Annotated in this window: 21 protein-coding genes and 2 pseudogenes; 22 read left to right on the top strand and 1 reads right to left on the bottom strand. The window is 71.9% G+C overall.

The annotated features are described in order from the left end of the window. Positions 1-59: 59 nt before the first annotated feature. The 16 genes and pseudogenes from rpsP (at position 60) to ACWCRA_RS33430 (ending at position 12,574) form a co-directional block, all read left to right on the top strand. Positions 60-506: a 30S ribosomal protein S16 gene (gene rpsP, locus ACWCRA_RS33355; protein WP_351546421.1), complete on the top strand. Its 447-nt coding sequence runs from the start codon at positions 60-62 to the stop codon at positions 504-506. 2 nt (positions 507-508) lie between these two features. Beyond that, positions 509-748, top strand: coding sequence for an RNA-binding protein (locus ACWCRA_RS33360; protein WP_005311361.1), 240 nt, complete (start codon positions 509-511; stop codon positions 746-748). 117 nt (positions 749-865) lie between these two features. Continuing rightward, positions 866-1,474 carry a ribosome maturation factor RimM gene (rimM, locus tag ACWCRA_RS33365; protein WP_351546418.1) on the top strand — a complete coding sequence of 203 codons (609 nt, stop codon included), beginning with the start codon at positions 866-868 and terminating at the stop codon, positions 1,472-1,474. After that, entirely contained in the window at positions 1,474-2,295 is an 822-nt protein-coding gene (gene trmD, locus ACWCRA_RS33370) for a tRNA (guanosine(37)-N1)-methyltransferase TrmD (RefSeq protein ID WP_351546415.1), read from the top strand. Before rimM ends, trmD begins: the two co-directional genes overlap by 1 nt. A gap of 129 nt (positions 2,296-2,424) precedes the next feature. After that, complete coding sequence (gene rplS / locus ACWCRA_RS33375; RefSeq protein WP_351546412.1) at positions 2,425-2,775, top strand: 50S ribosomal protein L19; 351 nt, start codon at positions 2,425-2,427, stop codon at positions 2,773-2,775. Positions 2,776-2,863: 88 nt separating this feature from the next. Further along, positions 2,864-3,703 (top strand): signal peptidase I, encoded by an 840-nt coding sequence (gene lepB, locus ACWCRA_RS33380; protein ID WP_351546409.1) that lies wholly within the window; start codon positions 2,864-2,866, stop codon positions 3,701-3,703. Beyond that, positions 3,696-4,806, top strand: a pseudogene (gene lepB, locus ACWCRA_RS33385) (signal peptidase I); the annotation flags it as partial. The gene lepB (ACWCRA_RS33380) and the pseudogene lepB (ACWCRA_RS33385), both read left to right, overlap by 8 nt. Beyond that, positions 4,724-5,653 carry a signal peptidase I gene (lepB, locus tag ACWCRA_RS33390; protein WP_351546406.1) on the top strand — a complete coding sequence of 310 codons (930 nt, stop codon included), beginning with the start codon at positions 4,724-4,726 and terminating at the stop codon, positions 5,651-5,653. The pseudogene lepB (ACWCRA_RS33385) and the gene lepB (ACWCRA_RS33390), both read left to right, overlap by 83 nt. Positions 5,654-5,727: 74 nt before the next feature. Beyond that, positions 5,728-6,468 carry a signal peptidase I gene (gene lepB, locus ACWCRA_RS33395; RefSeq protein WP_351546403.1) on the top strand — a complete coding sequence of 247 codons (741 nt, stop codon included), beginning with the start codon at positions 5,728-5,730 and terminating at the stop codon, positions 6,466-6,468. Beyond that, complete coding sequence (locus tag ACWCRA_RS33400; protein WP_451069323.1) at positions 6,458-6,964, top strand: NUDIX hydrolase; 507 nt, start codon at positions 6,458-6,460, stop codon at positions 6,962-6,964. Before lepB (ACWCRA_RS33395) ends, ACWCRA_RS33400 begins: the two co-directional genes overlap by 11 nt. Positions 6,965-7,019: 55 nt before the next feature. Beyond that, a complete protein-coding gene (locus ACWCRA_RS33405) occupies positions 7,020-7,328 on the top strand; it encodes a DUF2469 domain-containing protein (protein WP_003965949.1) in 309 nt (102 codons plus the stop codon). Positions 7,329-7,412: 84 nt separating this feature from the next. Continuing rightward, complete coding sequence (locus ACWCRA_RS33410) at positions 7,413-7,775, top strand: YraN family protein (RefSeq protein ID WP_451069324.1); 363 nt, start codon at positions 7,413-7,415, stop codon at positions 7,773-7,775. Then, on the top strand, positions 7,775-9,403 hold the full coding sequence (locus ACWCRA_RS33415; RefSeq protein WP_451069325.1) for a YifB family Mg chelatase-like AAA ATPase: 1,629 nt from the start codon (positions 7,775-7,777) through the stop codon (positions 9,401-9,403). The genes ACWCRA_RS33410 and ACWCRA_RS33415 overlap by 1 nt, the downstream gene beginning before the upstream one ends. 326 nt (positions 9,404-9,729) lie before the next feature. Then, entirely contained in the window at positions 9,730-10,857 is a 1,128-nt protein-coding gene (gene dprA / locus ACWCRA_RS33420) for a DNA-processing protein DprA (protein WP_451069326.1), read from the top strand. Positions 10,858-11,109: 252 nt separating this feature from the next. Beyond that, on the top strand, positions 11,110-11,946 hold the full coding sequence (gene whiG / locus ACWCRA_RS33425; protein ID WP_351546388.1) for an RNA polymerase sigma factor WhiG: 837 nt from the start codon (positions 11,110-11,112) through the stop codon (positions 11,944-11,946). Positions 11,947-12,016: 70 nt separating this feature from the next. Further along, positions 12,017-12,574 (top strand): TetR/AcrR family transcriptional regulator, encoded by a 558-nt coding sequence (locus tag ACWCRA_RS33430; RefSeq protein ID WP_351546538.1) that lies wholly within the window; start codon positions 12,017-12,019, stop codon positions 12,572-12,574. A 166-nt stretch (positions 12,575-12,740) separates the two neighbouring features. Here ACWCRA_RS33430 and ACWCRA_RS33435 read toward each other — a convergent pair. Beyond that, positions 12,741-13,265, bottom strand: a pseudogene (locus ACWCRA_RS33435) (M23 family peptidase); the annotation flags it as partial. 218 nt (positions 13,266-13,483) lie between these two features. Here ACWCRA_RS33435 and rpsB point away from each other — a divergent pair. The 6 genes from rpsB (at position 13,484) to rlmN (ending at position 19,497) form a co-directional block, all read left to right on the top strand. Continuing rightward, complete coding sequence (rpsB, locus tag ACWCRA_RS33440) at positions 13,484-14,422, top strand: 30S ribosomal protein S2 (RefSeq protein ID WP_351546386.1); 939 nt, start codon at positions 13,484-13,486, stop codon at positions 14,420-14,422. Positions 14,423-14,563: 141 nt separating this feature from the next. Continuing rightward, positions 14,564-15,400 carry a translation elongation factor Ts gene (gene tsf / locus ACWCRA_RS33445; RefSeq protein ID WP_351546385.1) on the top strand — a complete coding sequence of 279 codons (837 nt, stop codon included), beginning with the start codon at positions 14,564-14,566 and terminating at the stop codon, positions 15,398-15,400. A gap of 195 nt (positions 15,401-15,595) precedes the next feature. Further along, positions 15,596-16,393 (top strand): UMP kinase, encoded by a 798-nt coding sequence (gene pyrH, locus ACWCRA_RS33450; protein WP_351546382.1) that lies wholly within the window; start codon positions 15,596-15,598, stop codon positions 16,391-16,393. A gap of 171 nt (positions 16,394-16,564) precedes the next feature. After that, positions 16,565-17,122, top strand: a complete 558-nt coding sequence (gene frr / locus ACWCRA_RS33455; RefSeq protein WP_351546379.1) for a ribosome recycling factor — start codon at positions 16,565-16,567, stop codon at positions 17,120-17,122. After that, positions 17,122-18,288: a phosphatidate cytidylyltransferase gene (locus ACWCRA_RS33460; RefSeq protein WP_451069327.1), complete on the top strand. Its 1,167-nt coding sequence runs from the start codon at positions 17,122-17,124 to the stop codon at positions 18,286-18,288. Before frr ends, ACWCRA_RS33460 begins: the two co-directional genes overlap by 1 nt. A gap of 102 nt (positions 18,289-18,390) precedes the next feature. Further along, positions 18,391-19,497, top strand: a complete 1,107-nt coding sequence (gene rlmN / locus ACWCRA_RS33465) for a 23S rRNA (adenine(2503)-C(2))-methyltransferase RlmN (protein ID WP_351546373.1) — start codon at positions 18,391-18,393, stop codon at positions 19,495-19,497. Positions 19,498-19,619 lie beyond the last annotated feature (122 nt).

Below are 19,619 nucleotides of genomic sequence, written 5' to 3' on the forward strand. Positions count from 1 at the left end.
CAACCCCACGTGGCATCCCGTTGTGCCCAACCACGTCAAGACCAGGAGACACCACTTCCGTGGCAGTCAAGATCAAGCTGAAGCGTCTGGGCAAGATCCGTTCGCCTCACTACCGCATCGTCGTCGCCGACTCCCGTACCCGCCGTGACGGCCGGGCCATCGAGGAGATCGGCCTGTACCACCCGGTGCAGAACCCCTCCCGCATCGAGGTCGACTCGGAGCGGGCGCAGTACTGGCTGTCCGTCGGCGCCCAGCCGACCGAGCCGGTTCTCGCGATCCTGAAGCTCACCGGCGACTGGCAGAAGCACAAGGGCCTCCCGGCCCCGGCGCCGCTGCTCGTGGCCGAGCCCAAGGCCGACAAGCGCGCCGCGTTCGACGAGTTCGCCAAGGCCCTCGAGGGCGGCGAGCCGAAGGGTGAGGCCATCACCCCGAAGGCGAAGAAGGCCGACAAGAAGGCGGACGACGCGGCTGAGGCTGCTGCGTCCACCGAGTCGACCGAGGCCTGAGCATGCTCGAGGAGGCTCTCGAGCACCTCGTGAAGGGCATCGTCGACAACCCGGACGATGTGCAGGTCGCCTCGCGCAACCTGCGTCGCGGACGCGTGCTGGAGGTTCGGGTCCACCCCGATGACCTCGGCAAGGTGATCGGCCGCAATGGCCGTACCGCCCGCGCTCTGCGCACCGTCGTGGGCGCCATCGGCGGCCGTGGTATCCGTGTCGACCTCGTCGATGTGGATCAGGTCCGCTGAACAGTTGAACACCGGCTCGGGCCGGGGAGGGCCATCCGGCCGTCCCCGGCCCGTAGTCGTCCCGGCGGACCGTCGTGACAGGAGCCGTCCGAGCCGTATGACAGGAGAGAGTGCGAAGTGCAGTTGGTAGTCGCCCGGATCGGCCGTGCCCATGGCATCAAGGGCGAGGTCACCGTCGAGGTCCGCACCGACGAGCCGGAGCAGCGGCTCGCGCCCGGGGCCGTGCTGGCCACCGAACCGGCCGGCACGGGCCCCCTGACGATCGAGACCGGCCGGGTGCACAGCGGCAGGCTGCTGCTGCGCTTCGCGGGCGTACGGGACCGCAATGCCGCCGAGGCGCTGCGCAACACCCTGCTGATCGCCGATGTGGACCCCGACGAGGTCCCCGAGGACCCCGAGGAGTTCTACGACCACCAGCTCATCGACCTCGATGTGGTCACCGCGGACGGGACCGAGGTCGGCCGGATCACCGAGATCAGCCATCTGCCCTCGCAGGATCTGTTCATCGTGGAGCGGCCGGACGGCAGCGAGGTGCTGATCCCCTTCGTGGAGGAGATCGTCACCGGCATCGATCTGGACGAGCAGCGGGCCGTGATCGACCCGCCGCCCGGTCTCATCGACGACCGGGCCGAGATCGCCTCCGCGCGCGACGCCGGGGACCCCGGTGCCGCCCCCGGGGCGTCCTCGGACGCGGCACCGGGCCGGGACGCCGAGGGCGGCCTCTGATGCGGCTGGATGTCGTCACGATCTTCCCCGAGTACCTGGAACCGCTGAACGTCTCGCTCGTCGGCAAGGCCCGCGCGAGCGGCCGGCTCGACGTCCGGGTGCACGATCTGCGCGACTGGACCCACGACCGGCACAACACCGTGGACGACACCCCCTACGGCGGGGGCCCGGGCATGGTGATGAAGACCGGCCCCTGGGGCGAGGCCCTGGACGACGCCCTCGCGGACGGGTACGAGGCCGGCGCCGGCGGCCCGGTCCTGGTCGTGCCCACCCCCAGTGGCCGGCCCTTCACCCAGGAGCTGGCCGTGGAGCTGGCGGAGCGGCCCTGGCTGCTCTTCGCCCCCGCCCGCTACGAGGGCATCGACCGCCGCGTCATGGACGAGTACGCCACCCGGATGCCGGTGTACGAGGTCTCCATCGGGGACTACGTACTGGCCGGCGGCGAGGCCGCGGTGCTGGTGATCACGGAGGCGGTGGCCCGGCTGCTGCCCGGTGTCCTCGGCAACGCCGAGTCCCACCGGGACGACTCCTTCGCCCCCGGGGCCATGGCCGATCTGCTGGAGGGCCCCGTCTACACCAAGCCGCCGTCCTGGCGCGGGCGGACCATCCCCGATGTGCTCGTCAGCGGGCACCACGGGAAGATCGCCCGCTGGCGCCGCGACGAGGCGTTCCGCCGGACCGCGCTCCACCGGCCCGATCTGATCGAGCGCTGCGACCCGGCCGCCCTCGACAAGAAGGACCGCGAGATCCTCTCGATCCTGGGCTGGGCCCCGGAGCCCGGTGGCCGATTTTGGCGCAGACCCCGGGCCGTGGAAGAATAGGCCGCTGCCGTGCGTCCGGCGTGCGCCCCTGCCACAGGGGGACACGACGCCCGCTCCGACGCGACGGCCCCTGAATCTCATCATCTCTCCCGCTGATGACCTGTGGCATCGCGAAGAAAGCAGACGAATATGTCGCACGTGCTCGACGCCGTCAACACCGCATCGCTGCGGTCCGACGTCCCCGCGTTCCGTCCCGGTGACACCGTGAACGTCCACGTTCGCGTCATCGAGGGCAACCGCTCCCGTATCCAGCAGTTCAAGGGTGTTGTCATCCGCCGCCAGGGCGCGGGCGTCAGCGAGACCTTCACGGTCCGCAAGGTGTCCTTCTCCGTCGGTGTCGAGCGGACCTTCCCGGTGCACAGCCCGATCTTCGAGAAGATCGAGCTGGTCAGCCGTGGCGCCGTCCGCCGTGCCAAGCTCTACTACCTCCGTGAGCTGCGCGGCAAGGCCGCGAAGATCAAGGAGAAGCGCGACAACTGAGCCCCGGCTCACAGCGCGCGGAGTGGTGTGGGCCCCGGCTCACACCACCTCCGGGTCCGGGGCGCGGCCGGATAGGCTTCGCCCCTGTATGGACACCGCAGCGAAGAACACAGAGCGCGACCCCTCCTCGGCCCCCGGCAGTGGGGACGAGGGCGAGCGGTCGCGCTCTGTGCGTTCACGGCTGCTCCCGGGCCGGGGCGGGCCGTCGCGCGGCTCCTGGCGCAGGGTGCTGCTCCAGGCCGTCGCCGTCACCGCCGGAGTCCTGCTCTTCAGCCGGTTCGTGGTGCAGCCCTTCCAGATCCCCAGCTCCTCCATGGAGCCCACGATCCGGGTCGGCGACCGGGTGCTGGTGAACAAGCTCGCGTACCGCTTCGGCACGGCCCCCGAGCGCGGGGACCTGATCGTCTTCGACGGCCGGGGCTCCTTCGTCCGGGGCCCGGTGGAGGAGAACCCGGTGGGTGCCGCGGCCCAGGGGGTGCTGGCGGCCCTCGGTCTCGCCGAGCCCGCCGAGACCGACTTCGTCAAGCGCGTGGTGGGCGTGGGCGGCGACCGGGTCGTCTGCTGCGACAGCGCGGGCCGGCTCCAGGTGAACGGCACCTCGCTCGACGAGGGGTATCTGCACCCCGGGGACGCCCCGTCCGAGGTCGCCTTCGACATCGTCGTCCCCGGGGAGCGGCTCTGGGTCCTCGGGGACCACCGCGGCAACTCCCGGGACTCCCGCGACCACCTGGGGTCCCCCGGCGGCGGGATGGTGCCCGTGGAGAGGGTCGTCGGGCGGGCGGAGTGGATCGGCTGGCCGATGGGGCGCTGGGCCTCCCTGGACCGTACCGACGCCTTCGCGCGCGTCCCGGACGCGCCCTCCGGGGGGCACCCGGGGGCCGCCGGACGCACCGGTGCCCCGCCGGGTCCCGGTGGGGGCCATGGGTAGCCGGGGGCGCCCCGGGAGCCACCGGGCCGGCCCCCGGCCGCCGGCCCGCACCGGCTCCGCCGACGGCACGCCGGGCGCGTGCGCCACGGACGCCACGGACGGCTCCAGGCCCCTGCCCGGCCGGGCCGAGCGCCGCAGACTCGCCCGGAAGGTGTCCCGCAGGCGCCGCCGGTCGGCCGTGCGGGAGATCCCGCTGCTCATCGGGGCGGCGCTGGTGATCGCGCTGGTGCTGAAGACCTTCCTGGTCCAGGCATTCGTCATCCCCTCGGGCTCGATGGAGCCCACGATCCGGATCGACGACCGGGTGCTGGTGGACAAGCTCACCCCCTGGTTCGGCTCGGAGCCCGAGCGCGGTGACGTGGTGGTCTTCAAGGACCCCGGGGGGTGGCTCCAGGCGGAGGACAGCGCTCCCGAGCGCGCGGACCCGGTGGTTCTGGCCCAGCTCAGGCAGGGGCTGACCCAGATCGGCCTGCTGCCGTCCGACGACCGGCAGGACCTGATCAAGCGGGTGATCGCGGTCGGCGGCGACACCGTGAGGTGCTGCGCGGAGGACGGCCGGGTCACCGTCAACGGAGTGCCGCTGACCGAGCCGTATCTGAAGCCGGGGAACGACCCGTCGTCGCTGACGTTCGAGGTCGAGGTCCCCGAGGGGCGGCTCTTCGTGATGGGGGACCACCGGTCCAATTCGGCCGACTCCCGGTTCCACCTCGACGGGAAGCACCGGGGCACGGTCTCCGAGGACGAGGTGGTGGGCCGGGCCTTCGTCATCGCCTGGCCGATCGGCCACTGGAGCGGGCTGGGGGCGTCCGAGACCTTCGCATCCGTCCCGGAAGCGGGGGCCGCGACGGCCGCCGCGCCGAGCGGAACGGAGCGGGTGTCGAATAGTGTGTCTTCCGAGGATCGAAACGGAATGGTCCTGCTCCCGATCCCTGCGGAACTCCCGCTCGTTATGGGAGTAGTGGGCCTGCTTCTCATTCGGGGCAGGCGGTTCGCACGGAGTGAGGAGTGGATGTGGGGGACGTGGCGGTCGGCGCACGGTCCGGACACGAACAGCCGGAGGACAGGCCGGGGGAGCCCGCGCAGTCACCGGCGCCCGTGGCGGGCGACGATCCGTCGGGGCCGCCCCCGGCAGACGGCGGCCCGGACGACGACGGCCCCGGCGGCGGCCGTCGCGGACGGCCGGCCCAGCGGTCGTTCTGGAAGGAACTGCCGCTGCTGATCGGTATCGCGCTGGTGCTGGCGCTGCTGATCAAGACATTCCTGGTGCAGGCGTTCTCGATTCCCTCGGACTCGATGCAGAACACCCTGCAGCGCGGTGACCGGGTGCTGGTGGACAAGCTCACCCCGTGGTTCGGCTCCGAGCCGGAGCGCGGCGAGGTCGTGGTCTTCCACGACCCGGGCGGCTGGCTCGACGGCGAGCCCACCCCCGATCCCAACGCCCTCCAGAAGTTTCTGAGCTTCATCGGTCTGATGCCGTCGGCCGAGGAGAAGGACCTGATCAAGCGGACGATCGCGGTCGGGGGCGACACCGTGGAGTGCCGCAAGGGCGGCCCGGTCAAGGTCAACGGCAAGGCGCTGGACGAGTCGTACATCTTCCCCGGCGACACCCCCTGCGACGACCAGCCCTTCGGCCCGTTCAAGGTGCCGGACGACCGGATCTGGGTCATGGGCGACCACCGGCAGAACTCCCGGGACTCCCGCTACCACATGGAGGATGTGAACGACGGCTTCGTGCCGGTCGACGAGGTCGTCGGGCGCGCCTTCGTGGTGGCCTGGCCGATCGACCGCTGGTCGACGCTCCCGGTCCCCTCCACCTTCGACCAGCCCGGGCTCAACGCGGCGGCGTCCGTCGCCGTCTCGTCCGCCCCGCTGGCGATGGGCACCCTGGGCGCGCTGCCCCTCGTGCTCTGGCGCCGGAAGAGGCTGACCGCCGGGGATACCGCCCGGTAGGGTGCCGTCCCAGAGCGCGGATCGCCGGGGCCGCCGCCCCGGGGCCGCGTCTGCGAGGGTGGGGAGCGCGCGCGATGGGTTCGGAACGCGAGGACGGCGGCCGCGGCCGGCTCGGCAGTACGCTGTCGGGCCTGGCTGTGGCCGCCGGTTCTGTGCTCTTCCTCGGTGGCTTCGTCTGGGGCGCGGTGGTCTACCAGCCGTACACGGTGCCGACCGATTCCATGACGCCGACCGTGGCGGCGGGCGACCGGGTGCTGGCCCAGCGGATCGACGGCGACCGGGTGCGCCGCGGCGATGTGGTGGTCTTCCGGGACGCCTCCTGGGGCGGCAGCCCGATGGTGAAGCGCGTGGTCGGGATCGGCGGTGACGAGGTCGCCTGCTGCGGCGACGACGGCAGGCTGACCGTCAACGGCCGGGCCGTCGAGGAGCCGTACCGCGCCGGGTCCGGGCCCGCCTCCCCGGACGGATTCACCGCCGAGGTCCCGGACGGGCATCTCTTTCTGCTCGGCGACGAACGGATGGGGTCGCTGGACTCCCGCACCCGTCTGGCGGACCCCGGGCAGGGGTCCGTGCCCAGGTCGGCGGTGACCGGACGGCTCGACGCCGTGGCCTGGCCGCTCGGCAGAGGAGTGATCGAACGGCCGGAGGGCTTCGCGGAACTGCCCGGCGGGATCTCCGAACCCGGGCCGGTGCGGCTGGTCCTCTCCTCGGTGATCGCGGGAGCGGTGCTGATCGTCGGCGGAGCGCTGTACGGGCCGGTCGCGCGGCGGGCTGCCCGCGGGCGGGCCGGGAGGGCGGCGGCCGGTGTCCGGTGAGCCGGCCTTCGACGGCGCGCTGCGCCGGGTCGCGCGGGTTGTGCTGCTCGATCCGCGGGACCGCGTTCTGCTGATGCACGGTTTCGAGCCGGGCGACCCCTCCGACAACTGGTGGTTCACCCCCGGGGGCGGTGTGGAGGGCACCGAGACCCGCGAGGAGGCCGCGCTGCGGGAGCTGGCCGAGGAGACCGGGATCACCGAGGTGGACCTCGGACCGGTGCTGTGGCGGCGTACCTGCTCCTTTCCCTTCGACGGACGCCGCTGGAATCAGGACGAGTGGTACTTCCTCGGACGTACGGCGCAGACTGTTACCGCCCCGGGCGGTCTGACGGAGCTGGAGCGGCGCAGCGTCACGGGGCTGAGGTGGTGGACTTCCGCCGAACTGTCGTCAGCGCGTGAGACGGTGTACCCGACCAAGCTCGCCGGGCTGCTGCGCACGCTGCTCGACGAGGGCCCTCCGAGCACGCCTGTCGTCCTCGCTCCGGAAATCGTCTAGGGGCGGGAGCGCCGGGCGCATCATTGGGGGACGCACGGCTGAAGGGGAACATGCCATGAGCGCCGAGGACCTCGAGAAGTACGAGACCGAGATGGAGCTGAAGCTCTACCGGGAGTATCGAGATGTCGTCGGGCTGTTCAAATACGTGATCGAGACCGAGCGCCGCTTCTATCTCACCAATGACTACGAAATGCAGGTCCACTCGGTACAGGGTGAGGTCTTCTTCGAGGTCTCGATGGCGGACGCATGGGTCTGGGACATGTACCGGCCGGCCAGATTCGTCAAGCAGGTACGGGTGCTCACCTTCAAGGATGTGAACATCGAGGAGCTGAACAAGAGCGATCTCGAACTTCCGGGTGGCTGAGTTGTCCACAGGCGCCGGGTTGTCCACCAAGATCCACGGCTGAGACTCCCGCGCGGCACAGTCGGTCCCGGAGGTGGTGCCGGGATGAACGCGACGGGGGCACTGGGGCGGTACGGCGAGGAGTTGGCGGCGCGGCTGCTGACCGAGGCCGGGATGACGGTTCTCGCGAGGAACTGGCGGTGCGGGCGGGCGGGTGAGATCGACATCGTCGCCCGGGACGGCGACACGGTGGTGGTCTGCGAGGTCAAGACCCGCAGACCGGGTCCCTTCGGGCAGCCGATGGCGGCGGTCACCCCCGCCAAGGCCGAGCGGCTGAGACGGCTCGCCGCCTGCTGGCTGGAGCGTCACGACGATCCGCCGCCCGCCGGGGTCCGGATCGACCTCGTCGGCGTGGTGCTGCCCCGGCGCGGTGCCGCGCGCCTGGAGCACGCCCGGGGGGTGGCGTGATGGGGTTCGCGCGTACGTGCTCGGTGGCGCTGGTGGGCGTCGAGGGCGTGGTGGTGGAGGTCCAGGCCGATCTGGAGCGCGGGGTGGCCGCGTTCGCGCTCATCGGACTGCCGGACAAGAGCCTGGTGGAGAGCCGTGACCGCGTCAGAGCGGCGGTCGTCAACTCCGGGGCGGAGTGGCCCCAGCGGAAGCTCACCGTGGGACTCAGCCCCGCGTCCGTGCCCAAGAGCGGCAGCGGCTTCGATCTCGCGGTGGCCAGCGCGGTCCTCGCCGCCTCCGAACGCCTCGATCCCGCGGCGATCGCCGATCTGGTGCTGATCGGGGAGCTGGGACTCGACGGCCGGGTGCGGCCGGTGCGCGGGGTGCTGCCCGCCGTGCTCGCGGCGGCCGAGGCGGGGTACCGCCAGGTCGTCGTGCCCGAACAGACGGCGGGGGAGGCCGCGCTGGTGCCCGGGATCTCGGTGCTGGGGGTGCGGAGCCTGCGGCAGCTCATCGCGGTCCTCTCCGACGAGCCGGTCCCGCAGGAGGAACCGGTGCCCGAGGGCAGCCCGGACCCCATGCTCGCGGGGCTGCTGGTCCCGGGCGCGGGGGTCGGCACCGGGCTTGCGGCCACCCCGGCCGACGGTCCCGACCTCGCCGATGTCGCGGGTCAGCACATGGCCCGCAGGGCCCTGGAGGTCGCGGCGGCCGGCGGCCACCATCTGATGCTCCACGGGCCGCCGGGAGCCGGCAAGACCATGCTGGCCGAGCGGCTGCCCGGGGTGCTGCCGGCGCTCACCCGGCAGGAGTCGCTGGAGGTCACCGCCGTCCACTCGGTGGCGGGCATCCTGCCGCCCGGTGAGCCCCTGGTCCGCACCCCGCCGTACTGCGCCCCGCACCACTCGGCCACCATGCCCTCCCTGGTCGGCGGGGGAAACGGTCTGCCGAGGCCCGGAGCGGTCTCGCTGGCCCATCGCGGGGTGCTCTTTCTGGACGAGAGCCCCGAGTTCACGAGCAAGGCGCTGGACGCCCTGCGGCAGCCGCTGGAGGCCGGGCATGTGGTGGTGGCCCGCAGCGGGGGAGTGGTGCGGCTGCCGGCGCGCTTTCTGCTGGTGCTGGCCGCCAATCCCTGCCCCTGCGGGAGGCATGGGCTGCGGACCGGGGGCTGTGAGTGCCCGCCGTCGGTGATCCGCCGATATCAGGCGCGGCTCTCCGGGCCCCTGCTCGACCGGGTCGATCTGCGGGTGCGGGTGGAGCCCGTCGACCGCGCCGATCTGCTGGGCCGGGGCTCCGGGAGCGGCCGGGGCGAGCCGACGGCGGCGGTCGCCGAGCGGGTCCGCGCCGCGCGGGAGCGCGCCGCCGCCCGGCTGCGCGGCACGCCCTGGACCGTCAACAGCGAGGTCCCCGGGCATGAGCTGCGCACCCGCTGGTCCGTGGCTCCCGGGGCGCTCGCCGCCGCCGAGCGGGACATGGAGCGCGGGCTGCTCACCGCGCGCGGTCTCGACCGGGTCCTCCGGGTGGCCTGGAGCCTCGCGGATCTCTCGGGCCGCGACCGCCCGGCGGCGGCCGATGTCGGCCTGGCGCTCGAACTGCGCACCGGGGTCGCCCGCGGGGCGCCGCTGCCGGCGCCCGAGAGGAAGGGCCCATGAGGGGCCCGGGCCCCGGCGGGCCCGGCACCCCGGTCACGCCCCCGGAGCCCGCCGGGGGCCGGGCTGAGCCCGGCGGCCGGGGCGGGGCCGAGAACCGGGGCGGGGCCGGGGGGCGAAGTGGAGCCGAGGGCCAGGGTGTGCCTGGCGGCCGGGGTGGGGCCGAGGGCCGGGTTGGGGCCGAGAACCGGGGCGGGGCCGGGGGCGGGGCCGCCGCTCCGGCACGCTCCGGCCCCGGGGCCCGGCAGCCGGGCCGGGCCGTGCCTCCGCGGCGTGATGCGGTCCCGGAGGGCGGGCCGGGAGCAGGGGACGGGGAGCGGCTCGCCCGGGTGGTGCTGACGCGGGTGATCGAACCGGGGGACGAACGCGGCGGGCGGTGGCTGCGCGCGTTCGGGGCCCGGGGGCTCCTGGACCGGCTCTCCGCCCCCGGTTCCGCGGCCGACCTGCTCCCCGGCGCCACCGAGCGCCGGCTCGCGGGCTACCGCGCCAGGGCCGCCGCCGCCGACCCCCACCGGGACCTGGCGGCCATCGCCGCCGCCGGAGGCCGCTTCATCTGCCCGGGTGATCCCGAGTGGCCCAGTCAACTCGACGACCTGGGGGACGGCCGCCCCATCGGGCTGTGGACCCGGGGCCGGTTCGGGCTGCGGACCTGGGCGGTGCGGTCCGTCGCCGTCGTCGGCGCCCGCGCCTGCACCCCCTACGGCGCTCACATGGCGGCCACCCTCGGCGCGGGGCTCGCCGAGCGCGGCTGGGTGGTGGTGTCGGGAGCCGCGTTCGGGATCGACGCCGCCGCGCACCGGGGCGCGCTCTCGGCCGGCGGCGCCACCGTCGCCGTGCTCGCCTGCGGGGTCGATGTCGTCTATCCCCGGGGTCACGCCGAGTTGATCGCCCGGATCGCCGAACAAGGGCTGATCGTCGGTGAATTGCCCCCGGGCGACCACCCCACGCCCAGCAGATTCGTGCTCCGCAACCGGGTGATCGCGGCCCTCACCCGGGGCACGGTCGTCGTGGAGGCCGAGTACCGCAGCGGCTCCCTGGTCACCGCGCGCCACGCGCGGCGGCTCTCCCGCCACACCATGGGCGTCCCCGGCCCGGCCACCAGCGGTCTCTCGGCCGGAGTGCACGAACTGCTGCGCGGTGAGGCGGTACTGGTCACCGACGCGGACGAAGTCGTGGAACTGATCGGGGAGATGGGTGAGCTGGCCCCGCGCCGAAGGGGACCGGTGCTCCCCCGGGATCTGCTGGACCCGCGCACCGCCCGGGTCCTGGAGGCGCTCCCCGCGCGAGGCGCCGTCGACGGCACACACCTCGCCCGCGCCGCGGGAACGACCACCGACGACGCGCTCGGCAGGCTCTACGAGCTGCACGCGCTGGGCTTCGTCGAACGGCAGGGCGACAGTTGGCGGTTGACCCTTCAAGCGCTTCACCGTTCGAACGCCCGGCGAGGCGGGTCTTGACCTGGAGCATTCGGGTGAAAAGGTATGGAGACCGCCCCGGCGCGACAGCATCGGCGACGCCCCGGGGCCGGAGCGCGGCCGGGCCGGTCCGGCCGTGGGCGCCGACGCGCGCCGGTGCCCTGGAGAGGGGGTTTCCTCCACTCTTCGCCCACAGCGACCACATAGTCACGCTACGCTCACACTCCCCGGCCCAGCAGCACGTCCGCTCACCCTCCCCGAGTCCCCTCACGGCAGAACGGCTCAAGGCAACGCATGCCCCAGCACACCTCCGGGTCTGACCGCGCGGCGGTGCCCCCCGCTGCCCGTGGCACCGTGCGTCCCCCCGCCCCCACGTCGGTCGAGGAGTTGTGGCGGTCGTACAAGGCCACCGGGGACGAGCGGCTGCGGGAGCAGCTGATCCTCCACTACTCACCCCTGGTGAAGTACGTGGCCGGCCGGGTGAGCGTCGGCCTGCCGTCCAATGTCGAGCAGGCCGACTTCGTCTCCTCCGGGGTCTTCGGACTCATCGACGCCATCGAGAAGTTCGACATCGAGCGCTCCATCAAGTTCGAGACCTACGCCATCACCCGCATCCGCGGGGCGATGATCGACGAACTGCGCGCCCTCGACTGGATTCCCCGCTCCGTCCGGCAGAAGGCGCGGGCCGTGGAGCGCGCCTACGCCACGCTGGAGGCCCAGCTCAGACGCACCCCGTCGGAGAGCGAGGTCGCCGGTGAGATGGGTATCGCGGTGGAGGAACTCCACGCCGTCTTCAGCCAGTTGTCCCTGGCCAATGTGGTCGCGCTGGAGGAGCTGCTCCATGTGGGGGGCGAGGGCGGCGACCGGCTCAGCCTGATGGACACCCTGGAGGACACCGCGGCCGACAACCCGGTCGAGGTGGCCGAGGACCGCGAGCTGCGCCGGCTGCTCGCCCGCGCCATCAACACCCTCCCCGACCGGGAGAAGACCGTGGTCACCCTCTACTACTACGAGGGCCTCACCCTCGCGGAGATCGGCAATGTGCTCGGCGTCACCGAGAGCAGGGTGAGTCAGATCCACACAAAGTCCGTCCTCCAGCTCCGGGCGAAGCTGGCCGACGTGGGCCGCTGAGACGGAAGGATGGCCGGGTCTTGCGCGGCATCCGTAAAGTGGAGACGTGCCCAGGATTCGAGCGGCCTCCGTGGCCGAGCACCGGACCATGCAGCGCGACGCCCTGCTCGACGCCGCGCGCTCCCTGCTGTCCGAGGGGGGTACGGAGGCCCTGACCTTCCCCGCCCTCGCCGAGCGCACGGGTCTCGCCAGGTCGTCCGTGTACGAGTACTTCCGCTCCCGGGCGGCGGTGGTCGAGGAGCTCTGCGCCGTCGACTTCCCCGTCTGGGCGGCGGAGGTCGAGGCCGCGATGGAGCGCGCCGGCACCGCCGACGGCAAGATCGAGGCCTATGTGCGGAGCCAGCTCGACCTCGTCGGGGACCGGCGGCACCGCGCGGTGGTCGCCATCTCCGCGAGTGAGCTGGACGCGGGCGCGCGGGAGAAGATCCGCGCCGCGCACGGCGGGCTGATCGCGATGATCGTCGAGGCCCTGGCCGACCTGGGGCACGAACAGCCCCGGCTGGCGGCGATGCTGCTCCAGGGCGTGGTGGACGCGGCTGTCCGGCGGATCGAGCTGGGTGCCGCAGAGGAGCCCGGGACCATCGCGGACGCCGCCGTCTCCATGGCGCTCCGGGGTGTCCTCGCCTGACCCCCGCCCTCCGGGCCCGGCGGTCGCCGGCCAGGGGCGCGGTGCCCGTCACCGGCAGCAGCCTGGACGGGGGGCGGCGCAGCAGTTCCGGCGGCAGCAGCGAGAGCGGGTCCAGATACTCCCGTCCGCGCAGGAGGCCCCAGTGCAGACAGCCCGTGACACAGTGCGACGGGCCCGGCGGGACCCGGCCCACCTTCTCGCCCGCCGCCACCTCCGTGCCCACCGCCGGCACCGCGGTGACCGGCTCAAGGGTGATCCGCAGCGGCCCGCCCCGCCCACTCGCGCCGGACGCGCCACCGAGCGTGATGGTCAGCACACCGCGCCCCGCCACCCGGCCCGCGAAGGCGATCCGCCCCGCCGCCGCGGCCCGCACCACCGTGCCGGGCGGGGCCGCCAGATCCACGCCCCGGTGCCCGGGCCCGTACGGGGACGAGGGCGGTTCCCAGCCACGTACCACCCGTGGGCGCGGCGGGCCCACCGGCCAGCTCCGGGGCGATTCACCCCGGCCAACGCCGACCTCGCGGGCCGCGGCGGTGGTCACCCCGCCGGGGCCCTCCACCGGCGGTGGCTGTCCGGAAACCGCCGGCACCACCCCCGCCAGGGCGAGCAGCGACAGCAGCGCCGGGAGAAGGGAGAGTCCGTTTCTCATGGCACCGACCGTCCCGCGACCGGCCCCACGCGGGCGGATCATGGACCCGATCTGTGCAGAACCGGCAGGTTGTGGACAGTGCCGTCACCCGGCACCGCGCCCGTCCCGTACACTTCTTCTGGCGATCCGGGTCACCGGGTCGACTTCGCACGCCCCGCCACCACTCAGCCTCTCCAGGCCGGTGGCCGCGCTCCTCGGTCCTCTGTGGCACGGCGCGTCGGGGCGTCAGGACATAACCGAGAATCCAAGGAGATACGGCCATGGCCGTCGTCACGATGCGGGAGCTGCTGGAAAGCGGCGTCCACTTCGGTCACCAGACCCGTCGCTGGAACCCGAAGATGAAGCGCTTCATCTTCACCGAGCGCAACGGCATCTACATCATCGACCTGCTCCAGTCGCTGTCGTACATCGACCGCGCCTACGAGTTCGTCAAGGAGACCGTCGCCCACGGCGGCTCGATCATGTTCGTCGGCACCAAGAAGCAGGCCCAGGAGGCGATCGCCGAGCAGGCGACCCGCGTGGGCATGCCGTACGTCAACCAGCGCTGGCTGGGTGGCATGCTGACCAACTTCTCCACCGTCTACAAGCGTCTGCAGCGCCTCAAGGAGCTTGAGCAGATCGACTTCGAGGATGTGGCCGCGTCCGGCCTCACCAAGAAGGAGCTGCTGGTCCTCTCCCGCGAGAAGGCCAAGCTGGAGAAGACCCTCGGCGGTATCCGCGAGATGCAGAAGGTGCCCAGCGCCGTCTGGATCGTGGACACCAAGAAGGAGCACATCGCCGTCGGTGAGGCGCGCAAGCTCCACATCCCGGTCGTCGCGATCCTCGACACCAACTGCGACCCCGACGAGGTCGACTACAAGATCCCGGGCAACGACGACGCGATCCGCTCCGTCACCCTGCTCACCCGCGTGATCGCCGACGCCGTCGCCGAGGGCCTCATCGCCCGTTCCGGCGTCGCCACCGGTGACTCCAAGCCGGGCGAGAAGGCCGCCGGCGAGCCCCTCGCCGAGTGGGAGCGCGACCTGCTCGAGGGTGAGAAGAAGGCGGACGAGTCCGCCGACGAGAAGCCCGCCGACGCTGCCGAGGCCCCGGCCGCCGAGGCCCCCGAGGCCGACGCCGCCGAGGCTCCGGCCGCCGCCGAGGCCCCCGCGGCCGAGGCCGAGGCCGAGAAGCCCGCCGCGGACGCCGAGCAGGCCTGACCGCGTCGCACAGCTTCGGTAGGTGAACGGCGGGGGACGGTGGCGACACCGGCCCCCGCCGCTCACCCGTAGATCGCCGTCAGACCCTCCGAACTGCGGCTGATCTTCGAATTTCGACTTTTCGAGAAGAGACTCAAGGACATGGCGAACTACACCGCCGCTGACGTCAAGAAGCTCCGCGAGCTGACCGGCGCCGGCATGATGGACTGCAAGAAGGCGCTGGTCGAGGCCGACGGCGACGTCGACAAGGCCGTTGAGGTGCTCCGCGTCAAGGGCCAGAAGGGCGTGGCCAAGCGCGAGAGCCGCAGTGCCGAGAACGGCGCCGTCGTCTCCCTCATCTCCGAGGACAAGACCTCCGGCGTGCTGCTGGAGCTGAAGTGCGAGACCGACTTCGTCGCCAAGGGTGACAAGTTCCAGGCCGTCGCCAACACGCTCGCCCAGCACGTCGCCGCGACCTCCCCGGCCGACCTCGACGCGCTGCTCGCGTCCGAGATCGAGGCCGGCAAGACGGTCCAGGCGTACGTCGACGAGGCCAACGCCAACCTGGGCGAGAAGATCGTCCTGGAGCGCTTCGCCCAGTTCTCCGGTGGATACGTCGGTGTGTACATGCACCGCACCATGCCCGACCTCCCGCCGCAGGTCGGCGTCCTGGTCGAGCTGGACAAGGAGAACGCCGAGATCGCCAAGGACGTCGCGCAGCACATCGCCGCCTTCGCCCCGAAGTACCTCACCCGTGACGAGGTCCCGGCCGACGTCGTCGAGAACGAGCGTCGCGTCGCCGAGGCCACCTCGCGCGAGGAGGGCAAGCCCGAGGCCGCCCTCCCGAAGATCGTCGAGGGTCGCGTCAACGGCTTCTTCAAGGAGGTCACCCTCCTTGACCAGCCGTTCGCGAAGGACAACAAGAAGTCCGTCAAGAAGGTTCTTGACGAGGCCGGTGTCACGCTGACGCGCTTCGCGCGCATCCGCGTCGGCGCCTGAGCGAGAGTTACGGCGAGTACGCGATCGGCCCGGGGGCCCGCTAGGGTTTCCCACGCTGTCAACGGCCGCGGGTGTCATGCGGCACCGCGGCGTTGAAGCGCCGGACGACCGCAGTTCTGACGAGGAGGCCATTGCCGACAGGGACATCAGTACCCACGGCGATGGCCTTCTTCGTATGTGCACGAGGAGATCTCCATGAACAAGGGCGCGGACGCCAACCAGGCTGCCGGCGACAACAGCGACCACGACGGGAAGCATGACGTGAAGAAGGGCGCCGGCCGCTTCATGCTGAAGCTGTCGGGTGAGGCGTTCTCCGGCGGCGGGGGACTCGGCGTCGACCCCGATGTGGTGCACGCCATCGCCCGCGAGATCGCCGCGGTCGTCCGCGACGGTGCGCAGATCGCGATCGTCATCGGGGGCGGCAACTTCTTCCGCGGCGCCGAGCTTCAGGTGCGCGGAATGGACCGGGCCCGCTCCGACTACATGGGCATGCTCGGCACCGTGATGAACTGCCTCGCGCTCCAGGACTTCCTGGAGAAGGAGGGCATCGACTCCCGGGTCCAGACCGCCATCACCATGGGCCAGGTCGCGGAGCCGTACATTCCGCTGCGGGCCGTGCGCCATCTGGAGAAGGGCCGGGTCGTCATCTTCGGCGCCGGCATGGGCATGCCCTACTTCTCCACCGACACCACAGCCGCCCAGCGCGCGCTGGAGATCGACGCCGAGGCCCTGCTCATGGGCAAGAACGGTGTCGACGGGGTCTACGACTCCGACCCGAAGGCCAACCCGGACGCGGTGAAGTTCGACGCGCTGGAGTACGCGGAGGTGATCACCCGGGACCTCCGGGTCGCCGACGCCACCGCGATCACCCTCTGCCGCGACAACGCCCTGCCGATCCTGGTCTTCGAACTTCTCACCGAGGGCAATATCGCGCGGGCCGTCAAGGGTGAGAAGATCGGCACGCTGGTGAGCGACCAGGGCACCCGGGCCTGACTTCCCGGGACTCCAGGGACGGGCCGGTAGGGCCGTCCGGGGAATGGACAAAGTCCTGCCGGTCGGACACCGTGCAGGAAAGACGCGACACAGTTCCGCCGGCCAGACAGTTTTCCCGTGGCCTCTGGTACGGGGGGACCACAGCCTACTCAAGACACGCAGGAGCAAGTGGTGATCGAAGAGACCCTCCTCGAGGCCGAGGAGAAGATGGAGAAGGCCGTCGTCGTCGCCAAGGAGGACTTCGCCGCGATCCGCACCGGACGTGCGCACCCGGCGATGTTCAACAAGATCGTGGCGGACTACTACGGTGCGCTGACCCCGATCAACCAGCTGGCCTCGTTCTCGGTGCCGGAGCCGCGGATGGCCGTGGTGACCCCGTTCGACAAGACCGCGCTGCGCAACATCGAGCAGGCGATCCGCGACTCCGACCTCGGTGTCAACCCGAGCAACGACGGCAACATCATCCGAGTGACGTTCCCCGAGCTGACCGAGGAGCGCCGCCGCGACTACATCAAGGTCGCCAAGAGCAAGGCCGAGGACTCCAAGATCTCGATCCGCTCGGTGCGCCGCAAGGCCAAGGAGTCCATCGACAAGCTCGTCAAGGACGGCGAGGTCGGCGAGGACGAGGGCCGCCGTGCGGAGAAGGAGCTCGACGACACCACCGCGAAGTACGTCGCGCAGGTGGACGAGCTGCTGAAGCACAAGGAAGCCGAGCTGCTCGAAGTCTGATGAACGACTCTTCCTGGGGGGCCCCGCCGAGGGCCGACTATGTCGGGGGCCTGCGACCGTCCGACCAGGGTCCCGCCTCGGCGGGTCCCGCCTACGATGGGCATGAGGCACAGCAGACTCGGCCCATGCCCATCGTGCCGGACTTTCCCGACGCAGGTAGAGACGCCGACGACAGTGATGGCCGCGACAGCCGCAACGCTCGCGACCGGGGGGCCGCTCGGCGAAGCGGACCCCCGTTCCCCGACCCGTCTCCGCAGGAGCCCATGGACCAGCCGCCCGAGCCGCAGCGCCGGCGGGCCAGGGGCCCGGCCGGCCGCGCCGGACGGTCCCAGCGGACCGTCCGGGAGCGGAAGAGCGCGGGCCGGGACCTCCGGGCGGCCATAGGGGTCGGAGTCGGGCTCTGCGCCGTCATCGTGACCTCGCTCTTCACCGTGAAGTCGATCTTCGTCGGGGTGGTCGTGGTCGCCGTGGTCGTCGGCCTGTGGGAGCTGACCTCCCGGCTGGCGGAGCGCAAGCAGATCAAGGCGCCGCTGGTGCCGCTCGCCCTCGGCGGCGCGGCGATGGTCGTGGCCGGGTACGTCAGGGGCGCGGAGGGAGCCTGGGTCGCCATGGCGCTCACCGCCCTCGCCGTCCTGGTGTGGCGGATGACCGAGCCGCCCGAGGACTATCTGCGGGATGTCACCGCCGGGGTCTTCGCCACGTTCTACGTGCCGTTCCTGGCGACCTTCGTGGCCCTGATGCTCAAGGCCGACGACGGCTCGGAGCGGGTGCTCACCTTCCTGGTGCTGACCGTGGTCAGCGACACCGGGGCGTACGCGGTGGGCTGGCGCTTCGGCAAGCACCGGCTCGCTCCGCGCATCAGCCCCGGCAAGACCCGCGAGGGCCTGCTCGGAGCGGTGGTGTTCGCGATGGCGGCGGGCGCGCTGTGCATGGAGTTCCTGGTCGACGGCGGAGCCTGGTGGCAGGGGCTGCTGCTGGGGCTCGCGGTCGCGGCCAGCGCCACCCTCGGCGACCTGGGCGAGTCGATGATCAAGCGCGATCTCGGCATCAAGGACATGGGGACGCTGCTCCCGGGCCACGGCGGCATCATGGACCGGCTGGATTCGCTGCTGCCGACGGCACCGGTGGTCTGGCTGCTGCTGGTGATCTTTGTGGGTAGCGGCTGACCTGCGCTTTTCCATGGTGAATCAGGCTGAATCAGGGCTGAGGGGCTCGTTGTCCACAGGGTGGCGAGCCCCTTGTCGTATCTCTGCGACACTGGAGAGACCATGCCCAAGCCCGGAGAATTGACCTTTGTCGCGCCCCGCGGAGCCAAGAAGCCCCCGCGGCACCTCGCCGACCTCACGCCCGCCGAGCGCAAGGACGCCGTCGCCGCGATCGGCGAGAAGCCGTTCCGCGCCAAGCAGCTCTCACAGCACTACTTCGCGCGGTACGCCCACGACCCGGCCCAGTGGACCGACATCCCGGCCGCCGCGCGGGAGAAGCTGGCCTCGGAGCTGCTTCCCGATCTGATGTCCGTCGTCCGCCATATCTCCTGCGACGACGACACCACCCGCAAGACCCTGTGGCGCCTGCACGACGGCACCCTCGTCGAGTCGGTGCTGATGCGCTACCCGGACCGGGTCACCATGTGCATCTCGTCCCAGGCCGGCTGCGGGATGAACTGCCCCTTCTGCGCCACCGGACAGGCGGGCCTGGACCGCAATCTGTCCACCGCCGAGATCGTCCACCAGATCGTCGACGGCATGCGCGCGCTCCGCGACGGCGAGGTCCCCGGGGGACCGGCCCGGCTGTCGAACATCGTCTTCATGGGGATGGGCGAGCCGCTGGCCAACTACAAGCGGGTCGTGGGCGCCATCCGCCGCCTCACCGACCCGGAGCCCGACGGGCTCGGCATCACCCAGCGCGGCATCACCGTCTCCACCGTCGGCCTGGTGCCCGCGATGCTGCGGTTCGCGGACGAGGGCTTCAAGTGCCGGCTCGCCGTTTCGCTCCACGCGCCCGACGACGAGCTGCGCGACACCCTCGTCCCGGTCAACACGCGCTGGAAGGTCCGCGAGGTCCTGGACGCCGCCTGGGAGTACGCGGAGAAGTCCGGCCGCCGGGTCTCCATCGAGTACGCCCTGATCCGCGACATCAACGACCAGGCGTGGCGCGGCGACCTCCTCGGCCGTCTCCTCAAGGGCCGGCGGGTCCATGTGAACCTGATCCCGCTCAACCCGACGCCGGGGTCCAAGTGGACCGCGTCCCGGCCGGAGGACGAGAAGGCGTTCGTCGAGGCCATCGCCGCCCACGGGGTGCCGGTGACCGTGCGGGACACCCGGGGCCAGGAGATCGACGGCGCGTGCGGCCAGCTCGCCGCCGCCGAGCGCTGAGGCACCGGCACCGCTGAGCCCGGGCTCCGCCCGGCCACGTCGGCCGGTGCCCCCGCTGACAGGGCCCTGCCACCGCGGATCGCGGACCTTGTACTCTGGGCTCCAACATCCGCAGGGATGAC

This window comes from Streptomyces sp. NPDC001889, from assembly GCF_053594535.1.

Bases quoted from the DNA above. Each gene is read 5' to 3' on its own strand.
- ACWCRA_RS33360 (WP_005311361.1), top strand. From the start codon at position 509: ATGCTCGAGGAGGCTCTCGAGCACCTCGTGAAGGGCATCGTCGACAAC.
- trmD (WP_351546415.1), top strand. From the start codon at position 1,474: ATGCGGCTGGATGTCGTCACGATCTTCCCCGAGTACCTGGAACCGCTG.
- rplS (WP_351546412.1), top strand. From the start codon at position 2,425: ATGTCGCACGTGCTCGACGCCGTCAACACCGCATCGCTGCGGTCCGAC.
- lepB (WP_351546409.1), top strand. From the start codon at position 2,864: ATGGACACCGCAGCGAAGAACACAGAGCGCGACCCCTCCTCGGCCCCC.
- lepB (WP_351546403.1), top strand. From the start codon at position 5,728: ATGGGTTCGGAACGCGAGGACGGCGGCCGCGGCCGGCTCGGCAGTACG.
- ACWCRA_RS33405 (WP_003965949.1), top strand. From the start codon at position 7,020: ATGAGCGCCGAGGACCTCGAGAAGTACGAGACCGAGATGGAGCTGAAG.
- ACWCRA_RS33410 (WP_451069324.1), top strand. From the start codon at position 7,413: ATGAACGCGACGGGGGCACTGGGGCGGTACGGCGAGGAGTTGGCGGCG.
- ACWCRA_RS33415 (WP_451069325.1), top strand. From the start codon at position 7,775: ATGGGGTTCGCGCGTACGTGCTCGGTGGCGCTGGTGGGCGTCGAGGGC.
- whiG (WP_351546388.1), top strand. From the start codon at position 11,110: ATGCCCCAGCACACCTCCGGGTCTGACCGCGCGGCGGTGCCCCCCGCT.
- rpsB (WP_351546386.1), top strand. From the start codon at position 13,484: ATGGCCGTCGTCACGATGCGGGAGCTGCTGGAAAGCGGCGTCCACTTC.
- tsf (WP_351546385.1), top strand. From the start codon at position 14,564: ATGGCGAACTACACCGCCGCTGACGTCAAGAAGCTCCGCGAGCTGACC.
- pyrH (WP_351546382.1), top strand. From the start codon at position 15,596: ATGAACAAGGGCGCGGACGCCAACCAGGCTGCCGGCGACAACAGCGAC.
- ACWCRA_RS33460 (WP_451069327.1), top strand. From the start codon at position 17,122: ATGAACGACTCTTCCTGGGGGGCCCCGCCGAGGGCCGACTATGTCGGG.
- rlmN (WP_351546373.1), top strand. From the start codon at position 18,391: ATGCCCAAGCCCGGAGAATTGACCTTTGTCGCGCCCCGCGGAGCCAAG.